The sequence below is a fragment of the Janthinobacterium sp. 344 genome (assembly GCF_900112025.1).
In the GTDB taxonomy this organism is placed as follows: domain Bacteria; phylum Pseudomonadota; class Gammaproteobacteria; order Burkholderiales; family Burkholderiaceae_D; genus Janthinobacterium.
In genome coordinates this window covers 16,925-31,912 of record NZ_FOKL01000004.1, presented here as the reverse complement: position 1 = coordinate 31,912, position 14,988 = coordinate 16,925, and the positions used below count along the sequence as shown (strand labels likewise).

Genomic DNA, 14,988 nt, shown 5'->3' with positions numbered 1-14,988 from the left:
CTCTTCTCCTTAACCCATCATTTGCAACGTGGCGTCAAACAGGGCATTCGCCACGGAAATGACTTTCATGTTGGCTTGGTACATGTTCTGGAATTCGACCAGGTTCATGGCTTCTTCATCCTTGTTCACGCCGCTGGTGGATTTCCAGTCGTCGATCGCCTGCGAACGCACCGTGTTGGCCGTCTTCAGCAAGGCCTGGTTCTGCTGGCTGTAGATGCCCAGCTTGCCGACCAGCTGCGTGTCCGCATCGCTGATCAGGACCGAGCCGACCCAGTTGACGGTAATGGGCTGGTTCTTGATGTCGATCAGCTTTTGCAGGTTGCTGCTGTCACCCGCCGCGCCCGTGCCCGACAGAGCCAGGTCCTTGGCGCTGAAGCCGCTGGTGATGCTCAGCTTGCCATTCGCGTAGGCCATCAGCGGACCGCCGGCCGTGCCGGTCATGGTCGTGCCGGCCGCCAGTTGCGCGTTGATCTTGTCGGTCAGATTGGTGGCCAGGTCTTCGATCGATTTTTGCAGCGGTTTCAGCGTGTTTTGCTCGAATTCGCCCAGGCCGCCCATCTGGCCGCCGATGGCGACCATGTCGAGGGTAAAGTTGGAATTGGCAAATTGCAGGCCCAGGGTCTGCTCGCCGGCGCTCGTCATGCTGCTGCTCAGGGTGCCGGCCATGCCGCCGATGACCAGCGGCTGGCCCGATTTCAGCGAGACATTGCGCGAACCGTCGGGCTGATCCATCACTTCGATGCCCATTTGCGCTGCCAGGCCATCGATCAGCTGGTCGCGCGCATCCATCAGCGACGACACATTGGTGCCCGAAGCGGTGGACGTGCTGATGCGCTGGTTCAGCGCGGCGATGTTCGCCAGCGTGGTATTGGCCTGCGGCACGATCGCCTCGCGTTGCTGGCGCAGCGACAGCAACTGGTTGCTCATGACGGTGCTGATGCTGTTGAAGCGCTGCGCCATGGCATCGGCGGAGGTAATGATCTGCTGGCGCAGCGGCGTCGAGGTGGGGTCGACGGCGGCCGCGTTGAGGGCGGCGAACAAACCGTCGATGCCGTTGCTGATGCTCGACGCATCGTCGCCCATCACGCGTTCGAGCTGGGTCAGGTAAGGCTGGGTTTGCGTGCGGGCGCCCTGGTCGGACGCGGCGCGCCACATCTGCTGGCTTTTATAGGCATCGGCAAAGCGCAGCAGGGCGGACACTTCCACGCCATTGCCGGCCGAGCGCACGCCCACGCCGGCGCCAAGCGAGGACAGCAGCACGCCCTGGCGCGTGTAACCGGCCGTTTGCAGGTTGGCGATATTCTGGCTGGCCGCATTGAGTGCGGCCTGGGCGGCGATGCTGCCTGACAATGCATTGCTGATGATGCTCATTGGGCAAGTTTCTTTCGTGAAGAGTGTGGCGCGTGCGGGTGGGCAGGCCGGGTATCGTTGTTACCTTGTACAGGCGACGCTTCAGACGGATTTATTAAGCGCCGCTGCAATATTGTCGGTTTTGACAGCGCTTTTGCCCGTGACACTGGCGGAGACGGGGGCGCCGGCCGCCGGCAGCAGCTGGCGCAGGATGGCGTCGGCGATGCCGAAGGCGCGCTGGCCGGCCATCTTGTCGGCCACCAGGTTGTCGGCCATTTCCAGCATGTCGCTGTTGATCGGGTCCTTGAAGACGCTGTCTTCGCCCGCCATCTCGCGCGTGCCCGAACGCATCTGGCGCAGCATGTGCGAAATGAAAAAGGCTTCGAACTTGACGGCTGCCTCGGTGGCCTTGGCCGCGTAGCGCGGATCGGCCGGCGTGGCCGCGGCGGGGGATTTATCGTCGAGCGCCGAGGGCAGGGCGCTGCTGCTGTCGTTGACATTCATGTGTATTCAGCTTTCAGTGCCGCGTTAGATGACGACCAGTTCGCCTTCGATGGCGCCGGCCTGGTCGAGGGCTTGTAAAATGGCCATGATGTCATCGGGCGAAGCGCCCAGGCTGTTGACCACGTCGATGATGGCTTGCAGCTTGGCGCCGGCCGGCCATTTGAACATATTGCCGTTGCCCTGGTCGACGGAGACTTTCGACTGCGGCGTGACGGTGGTCTGGCCGCGGCCGAACGGTGCCGGCTGGCTGACGGCCGAACTTTCCGAAATGATGACTTTCAGCGAGCCGTGGGTGACGGCCGCCGCCTTCACGCGCAAGCCTTCGGCGATGACCACGGTGCCGGTGCGCGAATTGAAGACCACTTTCGGCGTATCGGCGCCCACGTCGACGGAGAGCGCTTCGAGCTTGGCCATGAAGGCCACGCGCTGGGTCGGATTTTCCGGCGCCAGCACTTCCACGCTGGTGGCGTCGCTGGTGGTGGCGACGGCGCCGAAGCGGCGGTTGACGGCTTCGACGATGTTGATGGCCGTCTCGAAATGCGGGTGGCGCAGGTTCAGGGTGACGGTCGGCTTGGTGGAAAAATCGCTGAGGATTTCGCGCTCGATGTTGGCGCCGTTGGGAATGCGGCCCGAGGTGGGCGTGTTGACGGTGACGGACGAGCCGCTCTTGCCCGTGGCGTTCAATCCGCCGACCACCACGTTGCCTTGCGCCAGCGCATACGTTTCATTATCGGCCGCGCGCAGCTGCGTCAGCAGCAAGGTGCCGCCACGCAAGCTTTTCGCATCGCCCAGCGAAGACACGGTGACGTCGATGGCCTGGCCGCGACGGTATCCTGGCGGAAACACTGCGCTGACCATGACGGTGGCGACGTTCTTGCTTTTAGATTCGGCGCCGTCCGGCATCTTGACGCCGAACTGCTTGAGCATGTTGACCACGGACTGGCTGGAAAACTTCACCTGGGTGGTATCGCCGCTGCCGTTCAGGCCGACGACGAGGCCATAGCCGACCAGCGGATTGTCGCGCACGCCCTCGATGCTGACCAGGTTGCGCAGCACTTGCGCGGCCGTGGCGGGCAGGGACAGGCCGGAGAGCACGGCCAGCATGGCGGCGACGGGCAGGGCGGAGCGAAATTTCATGATGTCACCTTAAAACGGCATCCACGGGCCGACGAAGAAGCGCGTCAGCCAGCCCGGGGTATTGGCTTCGGCCAGGGTGCCCTGGCCGGAATAGGCGATCTGCGCATTGGCGATGCGCAACGATGACACCTGGTTGTTGGAATCGATATCGGCCGCGCGCAGGTAGCCGCGCAGGCGCACGAACTCCTCGCCCTGGTTCAGGGTCAGGGTTTTTTCGCCCTGCACGCGCAGCAAGCCGTTCGGCAGCACTTCCTGCACGATCACCGTGATGGCGCCGGACAGCGCGTTTTGCTGCGTGCTGGTCGAGTCGCCGGCGAAGTTGCGGTCAGCGGACAGGTCGATGCCTGTCTTGGGGAAGGTCTTGCCCAGCAGGTTAACCGCATTGACACCGACGGACGAGCCCTTGTTGAACGAGGTGCCCGCCTTCTTGCTCGCCTGCGTGGTTTCCTGCAGGGCCACCGTGACGACATCGCCGACGCGGAAGGCGCGGCTGTCGGAGGTCAGGGCCAGGCCCGCGTCGGGATTGAAGACGCCGCCGGAAATGCCGCCGCGCGCCGCGCTGCGCGGCGCCACTGGCAGCGGCGTATCGGAAAAGCTGGGCGCCACCGGCGCCGCCGGACGGCTGGCGCAACCGGCTGTCAGCACCAGCAGCAGGGCCGCCGTGGCTTTCATGGCGACTGTCATCAGCGTGCCGCTTGCGCCAGGTATTGCAGCATATTGTCGGCGGCCGACAGCACCTTGGTGTTCATCTCGTAGGTGCGCTGGGCCGCGATCATATCGACCATCTCTTCGACCACCTGCACGTTCGAGCCTTCCAGCGCATATTGCTTGAGTTTGCCCAGGGCGCCCTCGCCAGGACGGCCTTCGGTCGGCGTGCCGCTCGATGCCGTTTCCTGGAACAGGTTTTCACCCAGTGCCAGCAAGCCCGTCGGGTTGACAAAGCTCGACAGGTTCAGCTGGCCCAGTTCCGTGCCCGCGACGTTGCCCGGCACGGTGGCCGTGACCATGCCGTTTTCGCCGATGGTGATGGCCGTGGCATTGTTCGGCACGGTGATCTGCGGCACCAGGGGCAAGCCCTGGGCGTTGACCATCACGCCGTTTTCATTGATGCCCAGCTGGCCGGCGCGCGTGTAGGCCGCTTCGCCGTTCGGGCGCAGCACTTGCAGGAAGCCGTTGCCGGTGATGGCCACGTCAAATTCGCGGCTGGTGGTTTGCAGGCTGCCGGTGGTAAACACTTTTTGCGTGCCCACCATGTGCGTGCCGTTACCCAGCTGCACGCCCGATGGCGACAGGGTATTGTCGGCGCGCTGCGTGCCCGGCTGCTGTTCCACCTGGTAGAACAGGTCCTCGAAGACGACGCGGTCGCGCTTGAAGCCGACCGTGTTGACGTTGGCCAGGTTGTTCGCGATGGCTTGCAGTTTTGCATCTTGTGCCTGCACGCCGGTCTTGCTGATCCACATTGCTGGATTCATGTATTGCTCCTTGAATATTTAATCGCGCTGGACTCAGGCGCCGAGAAGGCGGTTGCCCGATTCCGTCATCGAGTCGCTGGCCTTGAAGACTTTCATCTGCATCTCGAAACTGCGGTTCAGGCTCATGGTGGCGACCATTTCCTCGACGGCCGAGACGTTGCTGCCTTCCAGGTGGCGGTCGCGCAGGCGCACCGCCGGGTCGGCTTGCAAGTCTTCGCCCGTGCGCGAGACGATCAGCCCCGCCTCGTTCTTCGTCAGCTCGCCCGTTTCCGCGTTGACCAGCTTGAGCTTGTCGACGGTCTGCATTTGCGCGGTGCCTGGCACCTGGATGGAAATCGTGCCGTCGCCGCCGATCGACAGGCTGGTGTGCTCGGGAATCGTGATCGGGCCGCCTTCGCCCAGCACGGGCCGGCCGTTGATGGTCAGTGCCCCCGTTTCATCGAGGTCCATGGCGCCGGCGCGCGTGTAGGCCTCGCCGTTTTGCCATTGCACCGCGAGAAAGCCGGGACCCGTGATGGCCACGTCAAGCTCGCGTCCGGTTTCCTTGATGGCGCCCGTGCGCGTGCCGATGGCGCTCGACTGCGTCTGCGTCATGTGGCGGTCGTCGTAGCCATAGCCGTTTTGCAGCGGCTGGGCGGTCGACACTTCCAGGTTGGCGCGGAAGCCGCCCGTTTCGATGTTGGCCAGGTTATTGGCGTGTACCTGCTGTGCCCGCAGGGCGCGGTCGGCCCCGCTCATGGCGGTATAAATCAGCGCATCCATTTTGCTTTACCCTTGCTTGGTGGCGATTACAGCGCTTGCATCAGCGATTGCAGCATGGCGCTCTCGGTCGAGATGACCTTCGAGTTCGCCTGGTAGTTGCGCTGCGACGTCATCAGGCCCACCAGTTCCGTGGTGATGTCGACGTTCGACTGTTCCAGCGAGCTCGTCACCAGTTTGCCGGCCATGCCCACGCCTGGACGGTCGTACATGGCGGTGCCGGAGGTGGTCGAGGCAACCCAGCTGGTATCGTTGACAGCGGTCAATGCGCCTTCATCGGGGAAGGTGGCGATGGCCAGCACGCCGATGCTCTGCTTTTGGCCGTTCGTGTATTTCGCCACGACGGAACCGTCATCGGCCAGCTCCACGCCCGTGTAGGTACCCGAGGCATAGCCGTCGGCGCGGTCGGTCGAGGTGGTGGCTTCGCCGGCGAACTGGGTCGTGCCCGTGTAGTCGATGGCTACCGACATGGCCGCCGCGCCAGCCGGCGTCGGCAGGTTTGGCGTGGCGGCCGTGCCTGTCACCAGCTTGCCGGCGGTGTCGAAGGTCATTTTCGTCACTGGGGTCACATCGGCGTTGTCGAAGGTGTAGTGCACGTCCACGCCAGTGGCCGTCTTGACGAAGTACTGGCCCAGCGCGTGCTTGCCGCCCAGCGAATCGTAGACGACCGAGACCTTGGCGCTGTTGTAGCTCAGCTCATTGGTCTTGTCGAACGCCGGGGTTTTCACGGTCCAGTCGGACGACAAATTGGCGGCGTAGGCCAGCTTGGTCGATGCCTCGGCGGGAATCTGGCCCGTTGGGATCTTGATGTCGCCCATGGTGCCCAGCGCGGTGCTGCCCTTGACCGATGCGTAGCCTTGCACCAGGCGGCCATTCGCATCGATCAGCAGACCGTCGTTGCTGGCCGAGAAGATGCCGACGCGGCTGTAGGTCATGGTGTTTTGCGCATCGCGCGTGACGAAATAGCCGCGGCCATCGATGGCGGCGTCAAGCGCGCGGCCCGTGTTCAGCACGCCGCCATTGAGCGACATGCTTTGCGTCAGCGAACCGATTTCCGTGCCCGTGGCGCGCGAACCGGCGTACATGGCTGAAAAGTTGGCGCGGCTGCTCTTGAAACCGTAGGTGCCGGCGTTGGCGATATTGTTACTGGTGCTGTTCAACTGTTGGTTGATGGACTGGATACCGGACAGGGCGATGTCGAAGCTCATGTTGACTTCCTTTAGTGAAGGACGAGATTAGTGTTCAGGAAACGAAGGCGCGCGCGGATCAGGCCGTCTTGCCGTTAAAACCCGTGATCGCGCCAGGGTTGACTTCGCCCAGGTTCGACACGCTCAAAATCATGTTGCCGCTGGACGACAGGCGCACGCTGTTGAGCTTGCCTGCGATATCGACCGTCGGTTTTTCCGTGCTGCTGGTGCTCACCGACATGGTGTAGGTGCCAGCCGGCAAGCCCAATGCCGCCGGATCGATGGTGAACGGCACCGTGCCGGCCGCCTTGGCGCCCAGCTCGATCTTGTATTCCTTGTCGTCGGCACCTTTCAGGGTGACGGTGGTCTTGCTGCTGGTGGCGGCCAGGGCGATGCTGCCGCTGACCTTGCTCGTGTCGAGCTGTACCGTGTCGGTATTGACCATCACTTCGGAGCCCACTTGCGCGCCCAGGGCCAGCACCTGCATCGATTGCAGCACGCTGGCATTGGCGCTGGTCAGCGCCGACAGGTTTTGCATCGCTTCCGTCTGCGCCTGCTGCGTCAACTGATTGACGAACTGGCTCGGGTCGGTCGGTGCCAGCGGGTCCTGGTTCTTGATCTGCGCCACCAGCAGCTTGGTGAACATGTCTTGCGTGGCATTGTTCTGCGACTTGACGGCGTTGCCGCTGTTGCTGCCGCTGCTGGCATTGTTTGTAAAGAGGTTGGTTTCCATGGCTTATGCTTCACCTAATTTGAGGAGTGACTGCTGCATCGACTTGATGCGGCCCAGAACTTCGACATTCGTTTCAAACGCGCGCGAGGCCGACATCATGTCGGTCATCTCGGCCACCTGATTCACGTTGGGGTAGTACACCATGCCATCGGCATTGGCCATCGGATGACCGGGTTCGTAGACCTTGCGCAGCGGTTCGTCGCTTTGCACCACGTCGAGCACCTGCACGCGGCCGCCCGCGCCGCTGGCGCCGGAGCCATCCATCACGGCGGAAAACACGGGCTTGCGCGCGCGGTAGGTTTCGCCTTCGGACCCGGCAACGGAATCGGCATTGGCCAGGTTGCTGGCGATGGTGTTCAGGCGCACGGTTTGCGCCGCCATCGCCGAACCGGCGATCTTGGAAATATCCTGGAAGCTCATGCTGTTCCTTATTGTCCGGAAATGGCCTTGGACAGACCCTTCAGTTTCATGTTGACGAAAGTGAGGCTGGTCTGGAAGTCGGTGGCGTTCTGCGAGAAGGCCGCCTGCTCGACGCCGATTTCGACGGTGTTGCCGTCGCGGCTGGGGTGGTAGGGTACGCGGTACAGGGCGCTGGCGTCGTCATCGGTCGACAGCAGGCCGGCTTCATTGTCCTGCAGTTGCTGCAGGGCGCTGCCGAAGTCCATGTCCATGGCCTGGAAGCCCGGCGTGTTTTCATTGGCGATGTTGGCCGCCAGCACGCGTGTACGGTCGGCACGCAGTGCGAGTGCATCGGCATGCACGCCAAGCGCGTCCTTGAAATTAATCCCCATGGTCATCCTTTGTGTTGAATTCGATCGTGCTTTTTGCAGTTCGGGCTAGAAAATAGGTGGTGCGGAGGTAAAATCCCAGCCTGGTCATGTTGACGCATGGTAAGGTCATGCCGCTTCAGTATCTTTGATTAAGGTTAGCAATGATTCATTTCAACAGCATTACGATGATGCGAAACAAGATGCCACGTCCTCACATACTGCTACCGGGCCTATTTTTTCTGACCAGCCTATATAGTAGTGCAGGACGCGCAGAATTGCCAGCCGACAATATATTTTCACGTGTGGAACAGTTGGCGCGCGAGCAATTAGCCCATCAGGCGGACGCGGCCGGCTTGCTGGAACCGCAGTTCCAGGTGGCCGTGGTGAAAAGCACGCGCCCCATGCCAGCTTGCGCGGCGCCCGTCGCGCTCGAGGCGGCGGACAGCCGTTCGGCGCAGCGCATGCGCTTCGTGGCAGTGTGTCCTGGGAGCAACGGTTGGCGCTACGAGATGCTGGTGCGCGGCGCCATTACGGCCCAGGTCGCCGTGACGAGCGTGCCCGTGACGGCGAATACGCCGCTACAGGCGGGCGATGTGGCGCTGGCGCGGCGCGACGTGACGATGCTGCCGGACAGCATTGCGTCCTTGCCCGACGCCGTGGGATTGTCGAGCCGGCGCAGCCTGCGCGCGGGAGAAGTGCTGCGCCAGGGCCAGCTGGCCGCCCCTACCTTGATCAAGCGCGGCAGCGCGGTCAGCATCGTGGCGCGCAAGGAGCAGGTGGAAGTGAGCATGGCGGGCGAAGCGCTGGACCCGGGCGCGCTGGGGCAGGTGATCCGCGTGCGCAACGCCACCAGCGGCACGGTGATACGTGCCAGGGTGGTCGATGCGGGGGTGGTGGAGCCGGCCGAACTTCCCGGCCGTTAAGGTCGATTACTGCGCGGCCGTGCGCTGCAAGCGCGTTGCCAGCTGGGTCAGCTTGGCCGCATAGTGGGGATCGGTGGCATAGCCGCCGCGCGCCAGGCCCTGGGCGAAGGCGCTGGCGTCGCTGCCCGTGTTGAGGGCGTTGCGGTAGCGGGGATTGTCCAGCAGGACTTGCGCATAGTCGCGGAAGGCGCTGGCCTGGTCCGGGTAGCTGCGGAAACGTTCCGTTTTCTTCAGGGCCGTGCCGCTGCCCGCCTCGTATTCGGTGGTGACATTGCTGGCGACGTCGCCCTGCCATTTGCCGCCAGCCTTGATGCCGAACAGATTATTCGTATCGGCGCCCGTGCCCTGGCGCAGCGGACGCTGGCCCCAGCCGGACTCCAGCGCTGCGTGGGCGGCGACGATTTCCGGCGCCACGCCCAGGCGCGCGCCCGTTTCTTCCGTCCAGGGCTTGATCGAGGCGAGAAACTGCTGCTGCACCTCGCCGATCTCGCCACCCTGGTTAATGCTGCCCAGCACATTCACGGGCTGGCTCTGCTCCAGATAGGCGCGCCCCTGCGGGTTCAGGGTGGTGGCGCCGCCGCCGCCCTGTTCGATGAAGCGCGCCACTTCGCCCTGCACCTGCTGGAACACGCTGCCAAAACTGCCTGCGGCGGCCGTCGCCGGCGTCGCGCGCATATTGCTTTGCACACCCTGGGTCGCCATCGTCGATGGCGTCGCGGCCATGGCGCGCATCTGGGAAAAATCAGCCTGGCGCATACGTATCTTCCTCGCCATGCAGCACGCGCTGCATGATGCTGTACTGTTCTGTTAATAATTCGCTGTTGCGGGCATTCAGGCGCTTGCATTCGAGCACCATCTGTTCCAATGCCGCCCAATCGGCCTGCGCCTGGCTGCGCGCCTCGTCCTGCAGCAGGGCAAACAGCTGCGGCATGTCGCCTTTGGGGCCGAACAGGGCCGTGACGAGGCTGACGCGCTGGCGCCGGCGCGCATCGAGCGGTTCGACGGCGGCGACGACCTGGTCGGCCAGCGCCGTCAGTTGCGCGCTCTGGTGGCGCAGGGTGGCCTGGAATTGTTCTTCCAGCAAGGCTTGCAGGGCGGCGTAGCCGAGGCTATCGTCGGCCATGCCTTGCAGCACGCGGCGCACGGCTTCCTGGCGCGTGATGCCCTTGCGCGGCGCGGTCACGATTCACCGCCGTGGAAGCGCTGGATCAGGCCCGCCAGTTTCGACGGGTCGAAGGGCAGCTCGCCCTTGGCCAGCGCGTCGCGCAGCATGGCGACCCGGTCGTGGTCGATCTCGGGCATGGCGCGCAGGGCGGCCATGGCCGGCTGCAGCACGGCCGACTGCATTTGTTCGCCAGCCGCCGAGCCGGGCGTCACCGCACCGGCCGCGCCATGCTCGGCGATCGCCTCGGCAGGCGCCACGGCGCTGCTGCGGACGGCAGCGCCGGTATTGCCGGAGGAGATTTTCATACGTTGTCCCTTGCCTTTAATTTGCATGCTCGTCCCGTTCTTTCCTGGCGGGCAAGCCCAGTTTGTCGCGCAGGCGCTGCAAGGTTCCCGCATCCGGTTCGCCCACCTGCAGCTCTTCGCCCTGCGCCTTTTGCCCGGCCATGCCGAACATGGCGGCGATGCTGTCTGCCTGTCCACGCGTCAATATTAACAGTTCGATGCGGCGGTTGATGCCGGCGCTGGCATTTTTCACGTCCAGCGGCGCGCGGTCGGCCATGCCCACCACTTGCAGCACGCTGTCCGGACTCATGCTGCCGATCAGCAATTGCGCGCGCGCCGACATGGCGCGGTTGGCCGACAGGGTCCAGTTCGAATAGCCTTCATAGCCGGTATTCGCATACTGCATCGAATCCGTATGGCCGACGATCAGCATCTGGTTCTCCATCTGCGCAAACACGGGGCCCATCTGGCGTAGCAGCTTGCGGAAGCGGTCCGTCGGCACGGCGCTGCCGCGCACGAACATGCCTTGCTTGTCCGTATCGTGCAGCATGACGCGCAAGCCGTACGGCGTGATCACCGACTGCAGGTTGCTCTTCAGTCCCGCTTCATCGCTGAGCTTATCGAGCGCGCGCGACAGGGCCAACAAGTCTTCCGGCGACTGGTAGCTGACCTTGGTCTGGTTTTGCGGCGCCGCACCGGCCTTGCCGTCCTGCGACTGCTTGCCTTCCGTGCGCGTGTCGCCCGTGCCCTTGCGGGGCATGGGGAAGCGCTCGATCAGGCTGCCGCGGGGGCCGCCTTTCTGTTCCGGCATGACGCCCTGGCCTTCGCCCTGGCGGCTGCCCGCCGACGCATCCATCATGATTTCCTTCATCGCCTGCTGCTCGCGCGCGGCCATCAGCCACAGCACGAGGAAGAGCGACAGCAGGGCCAGGCAAAAGTCGGCGAACGCGACTTTCCAGGCGCCGCCGTGGCCATCGTCGTCGTGCTTGCGTCCCGCACGCTTGATGATGGCCTGTTCATGTTTCTCATGCGGCTTTAGCACGGCGGCCTCCCCGGCCTTGGCCTTGCTCTTGTTCGGCGCCGCCATCTTCCAGCGCATTGATCCAGCTTTCCAGCTGGGCGAAACTCGGCTTGATGTTCAGCTGCACCAGGCGGCGGCCCGCATCGATGGCCAGCAGGGGCGGTTTGCCCGCCACGTGCGTGACCAGCACGACCTTCACGCATTCCATGGTCGAGCCTTCTTCGCCGACCAGCTGTTTCATCATGTTGCACATCGGATCGAGCACGCCGTAGCAGAAGAAGATGCCGATGAAGGTACCGACCATGGCGGCGCCCACTTTTTCCGAGATTTCCGCCGCATCGGCGCCGTCGGCCACGGAATTCATGGCCATCACGATGCCCAGCACGGCGGCCAGGATACCGAAACCGGGCATGGCTTCGGCGATCTTGTGCAGCGACTTCGACGGTTGCAGCAATTCATCGTGGATGGCTTCCAGTTCCTGCTCCAGCACGCCTTCGAGTTCATGCGCGTTGATCTTGCCCATCGCCATCAGACGGAAGTTGTCGACGATGAAGGCCAGCAGTTTCGGCTCTTCCAGCACCAGCGGATAGCGCTGGAACAGGGCGCTTTCGCGCGGCGCCTCGACGTGCGCGTCCAGGGCCTTCAGGCCGCCGGCCGCCGTTTGCAGCAGTTCATACATCAGCAGCAGCAATTGGCGCTGGAATTCCGAGCCTTGCTTCTTGTGCGTGACGATCTTGCGCATCTGGTGCAGCATTTCACCGAGTACATGCTTGGGGTTGCCCAGTACCAGGGCGCCGACGGCGGCGCCGATGATGATGATCAACTCGACCGGTTGCCAGATCGCGTGGACGGTGCCGCCCATCAGGGCGAAGCCTCCGAATACACACCCCATCACGATTAAGATACCGATAATTACCATGTCAACTGCCTTTCTGCGTCATTGTGCTGCGTAAATTTGATGGATGTTGCTACAACTTATGCGTCTTGCAGCATGGCTTTCATCTTGCCCAGGGCCGTCTTGTTCAGCTGGCAGACGCGGGCGTCGCTCAGGTCCAGCACGGCGGCAATTTCCTTATAGCTCAGTTCGAATTCGTAGTACATCTGGATCACGCGCTGCTCGCGTTCATCGAGTGCGCGCAAGGCTTGCTCCAGGCTGCGCCGCACCATCAGTTGCTCTTCCGGGCTGGGCGCGCTGTCCGCCTGCCCCAGGCTTTCCTGCAGCACTTCGTCGAAACTGGCGATCAGTTCGGCGTTTTCCGCCAGCTGGTATTCCTGGAACGCTTCCGGCGTCAGCTTCAGCGCGGCCATGATTTCCACTTCCTGCGGCTCGCGCCCCAGGCGCCGGGTCAGGGCGCGCACGCTGTCGCGCAGGCGGTGGCTTTCCTGGCGCACGGCGCGCGGGCGCCAGTCCTGGCGGCGCAATTCATCGAGGATGGCGCCGCGGATGCGCAAGCTGGCGTAACTGCCGAACGACTGGTCCGGCACGCCAAAGCGGCGCAGCGCTTCGAGCAAGCCCATCAGGCCAATTTGCTCCATGTCGTCGCGGTCGATGGCGCCCGACACCTGCGAATTGAGCTGGCGCACGATGCGTTTCACCAAAGGGGCATACGCCACCAGATGTTGTTGCTCTTCAGCAACGCTGAGCACGGCCGCGCAAGCGCTGGCGGCGGCATATTCGCCGGCGCCGTACGCTTCCTGGTATTGCTCTACATAGGCCACGGGGTCTCCCACTAGGTCGGCTGGCGTGTTGGCGTCGGCTTATTCAATGATCAGCTTGCCGACCATGACTTCCGTGAACGGCTTTTCCATCTGCTCGCGTTCATAGCTGACATTGAAGGCCTTGTTGATCTGTTCCGCGTATTGTTCCACCGTCATGGTCTGCGCCTTGTCCACGGGAAAGCTCGACAAGGTGCTGACGGCGATCGAACGCATCAGCGGCAAGTGGTCCTTGGTCAGCTTTTCCTTTTCCTCGGTGGTGGCGATCACCAGGTCGGCCGACAGGTAATGCGTGTCCGTGTCGCCGGGGCCGCGGCGCAGCATCACGATGACCTTGTCGAGCGTGAGGAACTTGCGTGCCTTCTTGCCCGTGGCGGGCGGTGGCGGGGCCTTCGCTTCGACGGTGTCGGCATGGCCGGCAACGGGCTTGGCCAGGTACCACATGGCACCGCCTGCCGCGCCGGCGGCCAGCACCGCCACGGCGACGAAGCCGCCGATCAGTTTCATTTTCATATTCATCAGGTCATCTCTCGCTCATGCATGGCGTAGGTGGTGCCGGCAGGGCTGCCGTCGGACAGGGCGCGGCCCGGTTCCGCATCGTCGTTCTGGCGTCCCGGCTGACGCTGGCCGCGCGCATCGCCCTCGGCGAACGCTTGCGCGGCGGGGCTGCGCGGCGTGGCGCTGATATTCACGGCCACCTCGGTGTACTGGCGCTGCGCCAGGTCGCTGCGCATGGTTTCGCCGATGCCTTGCAACTGGCGCAGCACTTCCGAATTCGACGCCGTGACGTTGACCTGCAGCGTACCGGCCGTATGCCGGATGGAGATGTCAATGCGGCCCAGCATCGGCGGATCGAGGCGGATAGTGGCGTGCTCGCTGTTGCGGCCGATCTGCGTCTGCAGGCGCTCGCCCAGCGCTTCGCGCAGCGGTTCCTGCCACTGTTGGGCAGGACCGTTGAGTTTGATGGTGTCGCCGGCTGGCGCCGTCGTGGTGGCGTTGGCCACGGCGCCCGTCAGGCCCAGATTGGGAGCGGCGGGCGTGACGGGCGCGGCGCGTTCAGCGTCGCGCGCGGCAGGGGCGGCGGCCGGCGCTGCCTGGGCCAGCACGGCCTCGAAGGCGGCGGGCAGGGTGGCGCCGCCACTCTTGGCCGGCGGCAGCGGATTGGCGGCCGCCAGCGGCTCGCGCGTGTCGCGGCCCGCCGCTTGCGGCGTTGCCTGGGCGCTCAGGGTGACGGCCGCCGGATGCACGCTGATGGTGAGCGCGGGATTGGCTTGCGCCGCGCTGGACTGGACCTGCGTCTGGGCGGCGGCGCGTGCTTCGGCCGCGGCCGCATCCGTGGGGGGCAGCATGGCCACCGGCAAGCCGATGACGGGGGCGGCCATGGCCGGCAGGCTGCCGTCGGCCTGGCTGTCGCTGTCGCCCTCCTTGGCTGGCGCGCCGCTGTCAGCCGCGGGCGCGTCGGGCGTTGCCACCGTCGCCACGTCGAGCGCCTGCGCGAACAGGGGCAGGGCGGATGGCGCGGCGGCCGTGCCCGGCGTGGCCACGCCGGTGCCATAGCCTGGCGCACCGGGCAAGAGACTGGCCTGCGGCGCTGCCGCGGCCGGCGCCGCACTGGTCGTCGATGCCGGTGCGGCCGGCGCCGTATTGAAGTTCATGATCATGCTTGATACCCTTCAGAGTCGAATTCGCCGAGCGCGGCGTAGGCGACCCAACCTTCCTTATTTGCCTGTAATGCTCCCAGGTGTAGTCCCAGGCGCTCTTTTTCCTCAGAGCAAATTTTAACCGCTTGCGCGTGAATTTTGCGCAATTGCAACAATTCTGTTTGTTCCAGCGCACTCCATGCGCCCCGTTCGGCCAGCAAGGGCAGGTTTTTCGCCAGGCTGGCCGAGAGTTTCTCCAGTGCTGCCCAGTCTGCCTGCTCGCTGGCCGCGGCAAATTGACGGCTCAGCTGCTGCAGCACGGCGCGC

General features: G+C 64.1%; 20 protein-coding genes. 1 reads left to right on the top strand and 19 read right to left on the bottom strand.

The features are described 5' to 3' along the window. Positions 1 to 9: 9 nt before the first annotated feature. From flgK to flgB, 10 genes are all read right to left on the bottom strand, one after another. Positions 10 to 1,371 (bottom strand): flagellar hook-associated protein FlgK, encoded by a 1,362-nt coding sequence (gene flgK / locus BM193_RS12515; protein WP_092802342.1) that lies wholly within the window; start codon positions 1,369 to 1,371, stop codon positions 10 to 12. A gap of 81 nt (positions 1,372 to 1,452) precedes the next feature. Then, entirely contained in the window at positions 1,453 to 1,854 is a 402-nt protein-coding gene (locus BM193_RS12510; RefSeq protein WP_092802345.1) for a rod-binding protein, read from the bottom strand. Between the two features lie 24 nt (positions 1,855 to 1,878). Further along, the gene (locus BM193_RS12505; RefSeq protein ID WP_092802348.1) at positions 1,879 to 2,991 is read right to left on the bottom strand and encodes a flagellar basal body P-ring protein FlgI; all 1,113 of its coding nucleotides are present in this window, start codon (positions 2,989 to 2,991) and stop codon (positions 1,879 to 1,881) included. A gap of 9 nt (positions 2,992 to 3,000) precedes the next feature. Continuing rightward, a complete protein-coding gene (flgH, locus tag BM193_RS12500; RefSeq protein ID WP_175533267.1) occupies positions 3,001 to 3,663 on the bottom strand; it encodes a flagellar basal body L-ring protein FlgH in 663 nt (220 codons plus the stop codon). Between the two features lie 11 nt (positions 3,664 to 3,674). Next, the gene (flgG, locus tag BM193_RS12495) at positions 3,675 to 4,463 is read right to left on the bottom strand and encodes a flagellar basal-body rod protein FlgG (protein ID WP_175533266.1); all 789 of its coding nucleotides are present in this window, start codon (positions 4,461 to 4,463) and stop codon (positions 3,675 to 3,677) included. Between the two features lie 33 nt (positions 4,464 to 4,496). Then, the gene (locus BM193_RS12490) at positions 4,497 to 5,225 is read right to left on the bottom strand and encodes a flagellar basal body rod protein FlgF (RefSeq protein ID WP_092802357.1); all 729 of its coding nucleotides are present in this window, start codon (positions 5,223 to 5,225) and stop codon (positions 4,497 to 4,499) included. A 26-nt stretch (positions 5,226 to 5,251) separates the two neighbouring features. Further along, positions 5,252 to 6,430: a flagellar hook protein FlgE gene (locus tag BM193_RS12485; protein WP_092802360.1), complete on the bottom strand. Its 1,179-nt coding sequence runs from the start codon at positions 6,428 to 6,430 to the stop codon at positions 5,252 to 5,254. A 58-nt stretch (positions 6,431 to 6,488) separates the two neighbouring features. Continuing rightward, complete coding sequence (locus BM193_RS12480) at positions 6,489 to 7,142, bottom strand: flagellar hook capping FlgD N-terminal domain-containing protein (RefSeq protein ID WP_092802363.1); 654 nt, start codon at positions 7,140 to 7,142, stop codon at positions 6,489 to 6,491. Positions 7,143 to 7,145: 3 nt separating this feature from the next. Next, complete coding sequence (flgC, locus tag BM193_RS12475) at positions 7,146 to 7,562, bottom strand: flagellar basal body rod protein FlgC (protein ID WP_076569625.1); 417 nt, start codon at positions 7,560 to 7,562, stop codon at positions 7,146 to 7,148. Between the two features lie 8 nt (positions 7,563 to 7,570). Continuing rightward, positions 7,571 to 7,933 carry a flagellar basal body rod protein FlgB gene (flgB, locus tag BM193_RS12470; protein ID WP_034758109.1) on the bottom strand — a complete coding sequence of 121 codons (363 nt, stop codon included), beginning with the start codon at positions 7,931 to 7,933 and terminating at the stop codon, positions 7,571 to 7,573. Positions 7,934 to 8,214: 281 nt separating this feature from the next. On the opposite strand from flgB, the gene flgA reads away from it, so the two are divergent. Then, positions 8,215 to 8,835, top strand: coding sequence for a flagellar basal body P-ring formation chaperone FlgA (flgA, locus tag BM193_RS12465; RefSeq protein WP_254786099.1), 621 nt, complete (start codon positions 8,215 to 8,217; stop codon positions 8,833 to 8,835). Positions 8,836 to 8,841: 6 nt separating this feature from the next. Here flgA and BM193_RS12460 read toward each other — a convergent pair whose 3' ends face one another. Genes BM193_RS12460 through BM193_RS12420 form a run of 9 tightly spaced genes read right to left on the bottom strand, consistent with a single transcriptional unit; the run spans position 8,842 to position 14,981 of the window. Then, positions 8,842 to 9,591: a glycoside hydrolase family 73 protein gene (locus BM193_RS12460; RefSeq protein ID WP_092802369.1), complete on the bottom strand. Its 750-nt coding sequence runs from the start codon at positions 9,589 to 9,591 to the stop codon at positions 8,842 to 8,844. After that, positions 9,578 to 10,018: a flagellar export chaperone FlgN gene (flgN, locus tag BM193_RS12455; protein WP_092802372.1), complete on the bottom strand. Its 441-nt coding sequence runs from the start codon at positions 10,016 to 10,018 to the stop codon at positions 9,578 to 9,580. Before flgN ends, BM193_RS12460 begins: the two co-directional genes overlap by 14 nt. After that, positions 10,015 to 10,305 carry a flagellar biosynthesis anti-sigma factor FlgM gene (flgM, locus tag BM193_RS12450; protein WP_092802375.1) on the bottom strand — a complete coding sequence of 97 codons (291 nt, stop codon included), beginning with the start codon at positions 10,303 to 10,305 and terminating at the stop codon, positions 10,015 to 10,017. The genes flgN and flgM overlap by 4 nt, the downstream gene beginning before the upstream one ends. A 16-nt stretch (positions 10,306 to 10,321) precedes the next feature. Further along, on the bottom strand, positions 10,322 to 11,383 hold the full coding sequence (locus BM193_RS12445; RefSeq protein WP_092802378.1) for a flagellar motor protein MotB: 1,062 nt from the start codon (positions 11,381 to 11,383) through the stop codon (positions 10,322 to 10,324). Beyond that, the gene (motA, locus tag BM193_RS12440; protein ID WP_034757817.1) at positions 11,310 to 12,224 is read right to left on the bottom strand and encodes a flagellar motor stator protein MotA; all 915 of its coding nucleotides are present in this window, start codon (positions 12,222 to 12,224) and stop codon (positions 11,310 to 11,312) included. The genes BM193_RS12445 and motA overlap by 74 nt, the downstream gene beginning before the upstream one ends. Positions 12,225 to 12,280: 56 nt before the next feature. Further along, a complete protein-coding gene (locus BM193_RS12435) occupies positions 12,281 to 13,024 on the bottom strand; it encodes a FliA/WhiG family RNA polymerase sigma factor (RefSeq protein WP_092802651.1) in 744 nt (247 codons plus the stop codon). Positions 13,025 to 13,063: 39 nt separating this feature from the next. Beyond that, entirely contained in the window at positions 13,064 to 13,540 is a 477-nt protein-coding gene (locus BM193_RS12430; protein ID WP_092802382.1) for a flagellar basal body-associated FliL family protein, read from the bottom strand. Then, entirely contained in the window at positions 13,540 to 14,682 is a 1,143-nt protein-coding gene (locus BM193_RS12425; protein WP_092802385.1) for a flagellar hook-length control protein FliK, read from the bottom strand. The genes BM193_RS12430 and BM193_RS12425 overlap by 1 nt, the downstream gene beginning before the upstream one ends. After that, positions 14,679 to 14,981 carry a hypothetical protein gene (locus tag BM193_RS12420; RefSeq protein ID WP_254786097.1) on the bottom strand — a complete coding sequence of 101 codons (303 nt, stop codon included), beginning with the start codon at positions 14,979 to 14,981 and terminating at the stop codon, positions 14,679 to 14,681. The genes BM193_RS12425 and BM193_RS12420 overlap by 4 nt, the downstream gene beginning before the upstream one ends. Positions 14,982 to 14,988 lie beyond the last annotated feature (7 nt).

Excerpts from the sequence above, each read along its gene's own strand:
- flgK (WP_092802342.1), bottom strand. The coding sequence starts at position 1,371 with ATGAGCATCATCAGCAATGCATTGTCAGGCAGCATCGCCGCCCAGGCC.
- BM193_RS12510 (WP_092802345.1), bottom strand. The coding sequence starts at position 1,854 with ATGAATGTCAACGACAGCAGCAGCGCCCTGCCCTCGGCGCTCGACGAT.
- BM193_RS12505 (WP_092802348.1), bottom strand. The coding sequence starts at position 2,991 with ATGAAATTTCGCTCCGCCCTGCCCGTCGCCGCCATGCTGGCCGTGCTC.
- flgH (WP_175533267.1), bottom strand. The coding sequence starts at position 3,663 with ATGAAAGCCACGGCGGCCCTGCTGCTGGTGCTGACAGCCGGTTGCGCC.
- flgG (WP_175533266.1), bottom strand. The coding sequence starts at position 4,463 with ATGAATCCAGCAATGTGGATCAGCAAGACCGGCGTGCAGGCACAAGAT.
- BM193_RS12490 (WP_092802357.1), bottom strand. The coding sequence starts at position 5,225 with ATGGATGCGCTGATTTATACCGCCATGAGCGGGGCCGACCGCGCCCTG.
- BM193_RS12485 (WP_092802360.1), bottom strand. The coding sequence starts at position 6,430 with ATGAGCTTCGACATCGCCCTGTCCGGTATCCAGTCCATCAACCAACAG.
- BM193_RS12480 (WP_092802363.1), bottom strand. The coding sequence starts at position 7,142 with ATGGAAACCAACCTCTTTACAAACAATGCCAGCAGCGGCAGCAACAGC.
- flgC (WP_076569625.1), bottom strand. The coding sequence starts at position 7,562 with ATGAGCTTCCAGGATATTTCCAAGATCGCCGGTTCGGCGATGGCGGCG.
- flgB (WP_034758109.1), bottom strand. The coding sequence starts at position 7,933 with ATGGGGATTAATTTCAAGGACGCGCTTGGCGTGCATGCCGATGCACTC.
- BM193_RS12460 (WP_092802369.1), bottom strand. The coding sequence starts at position 9,591 with ATGCGCCAGGCTGATTTTTCCCAGATGCGCGCCATGGCCGCGACGCCA.
- flgM (WP_092802375.1), bottom strand. The coding sequence starts at position 10,305 with ATGAAAATCTCCTCCGGCAATACCGGCGCTGCCGTCCGCAGCAGCGCC.
- BM193_RS12445 (WP_092802378.1), bottom strand. The coding sequence starts at position 11,383 with ATGCGCTGGAAGATGGCGGCGCCGAACAAGAGCAAGGCCAAGGCCGGG.
- motA (WP_034757817.1), bottom strand. The coding sequence starts at position 12,224 with ATGGTAATTATCGGTATCTTAATCGTGATGGGGTGTGTATTCGGAGGC.
- BM193_RS12430 (WP_092802382.1), bottom strand. The coding sequence starts at position 13,540 with ATGAATATGAAAATGAAACTGATCGGCGGCTTCGTCGCCGTGGCGGTG.
- BM193_RS12425 (WP_092802385.1), bottom strand. The coding sequence starts at position 14,682 with ATGATCATGAACTTCAATACGGCGCCGGCCGCACCGGCATCGACGACC.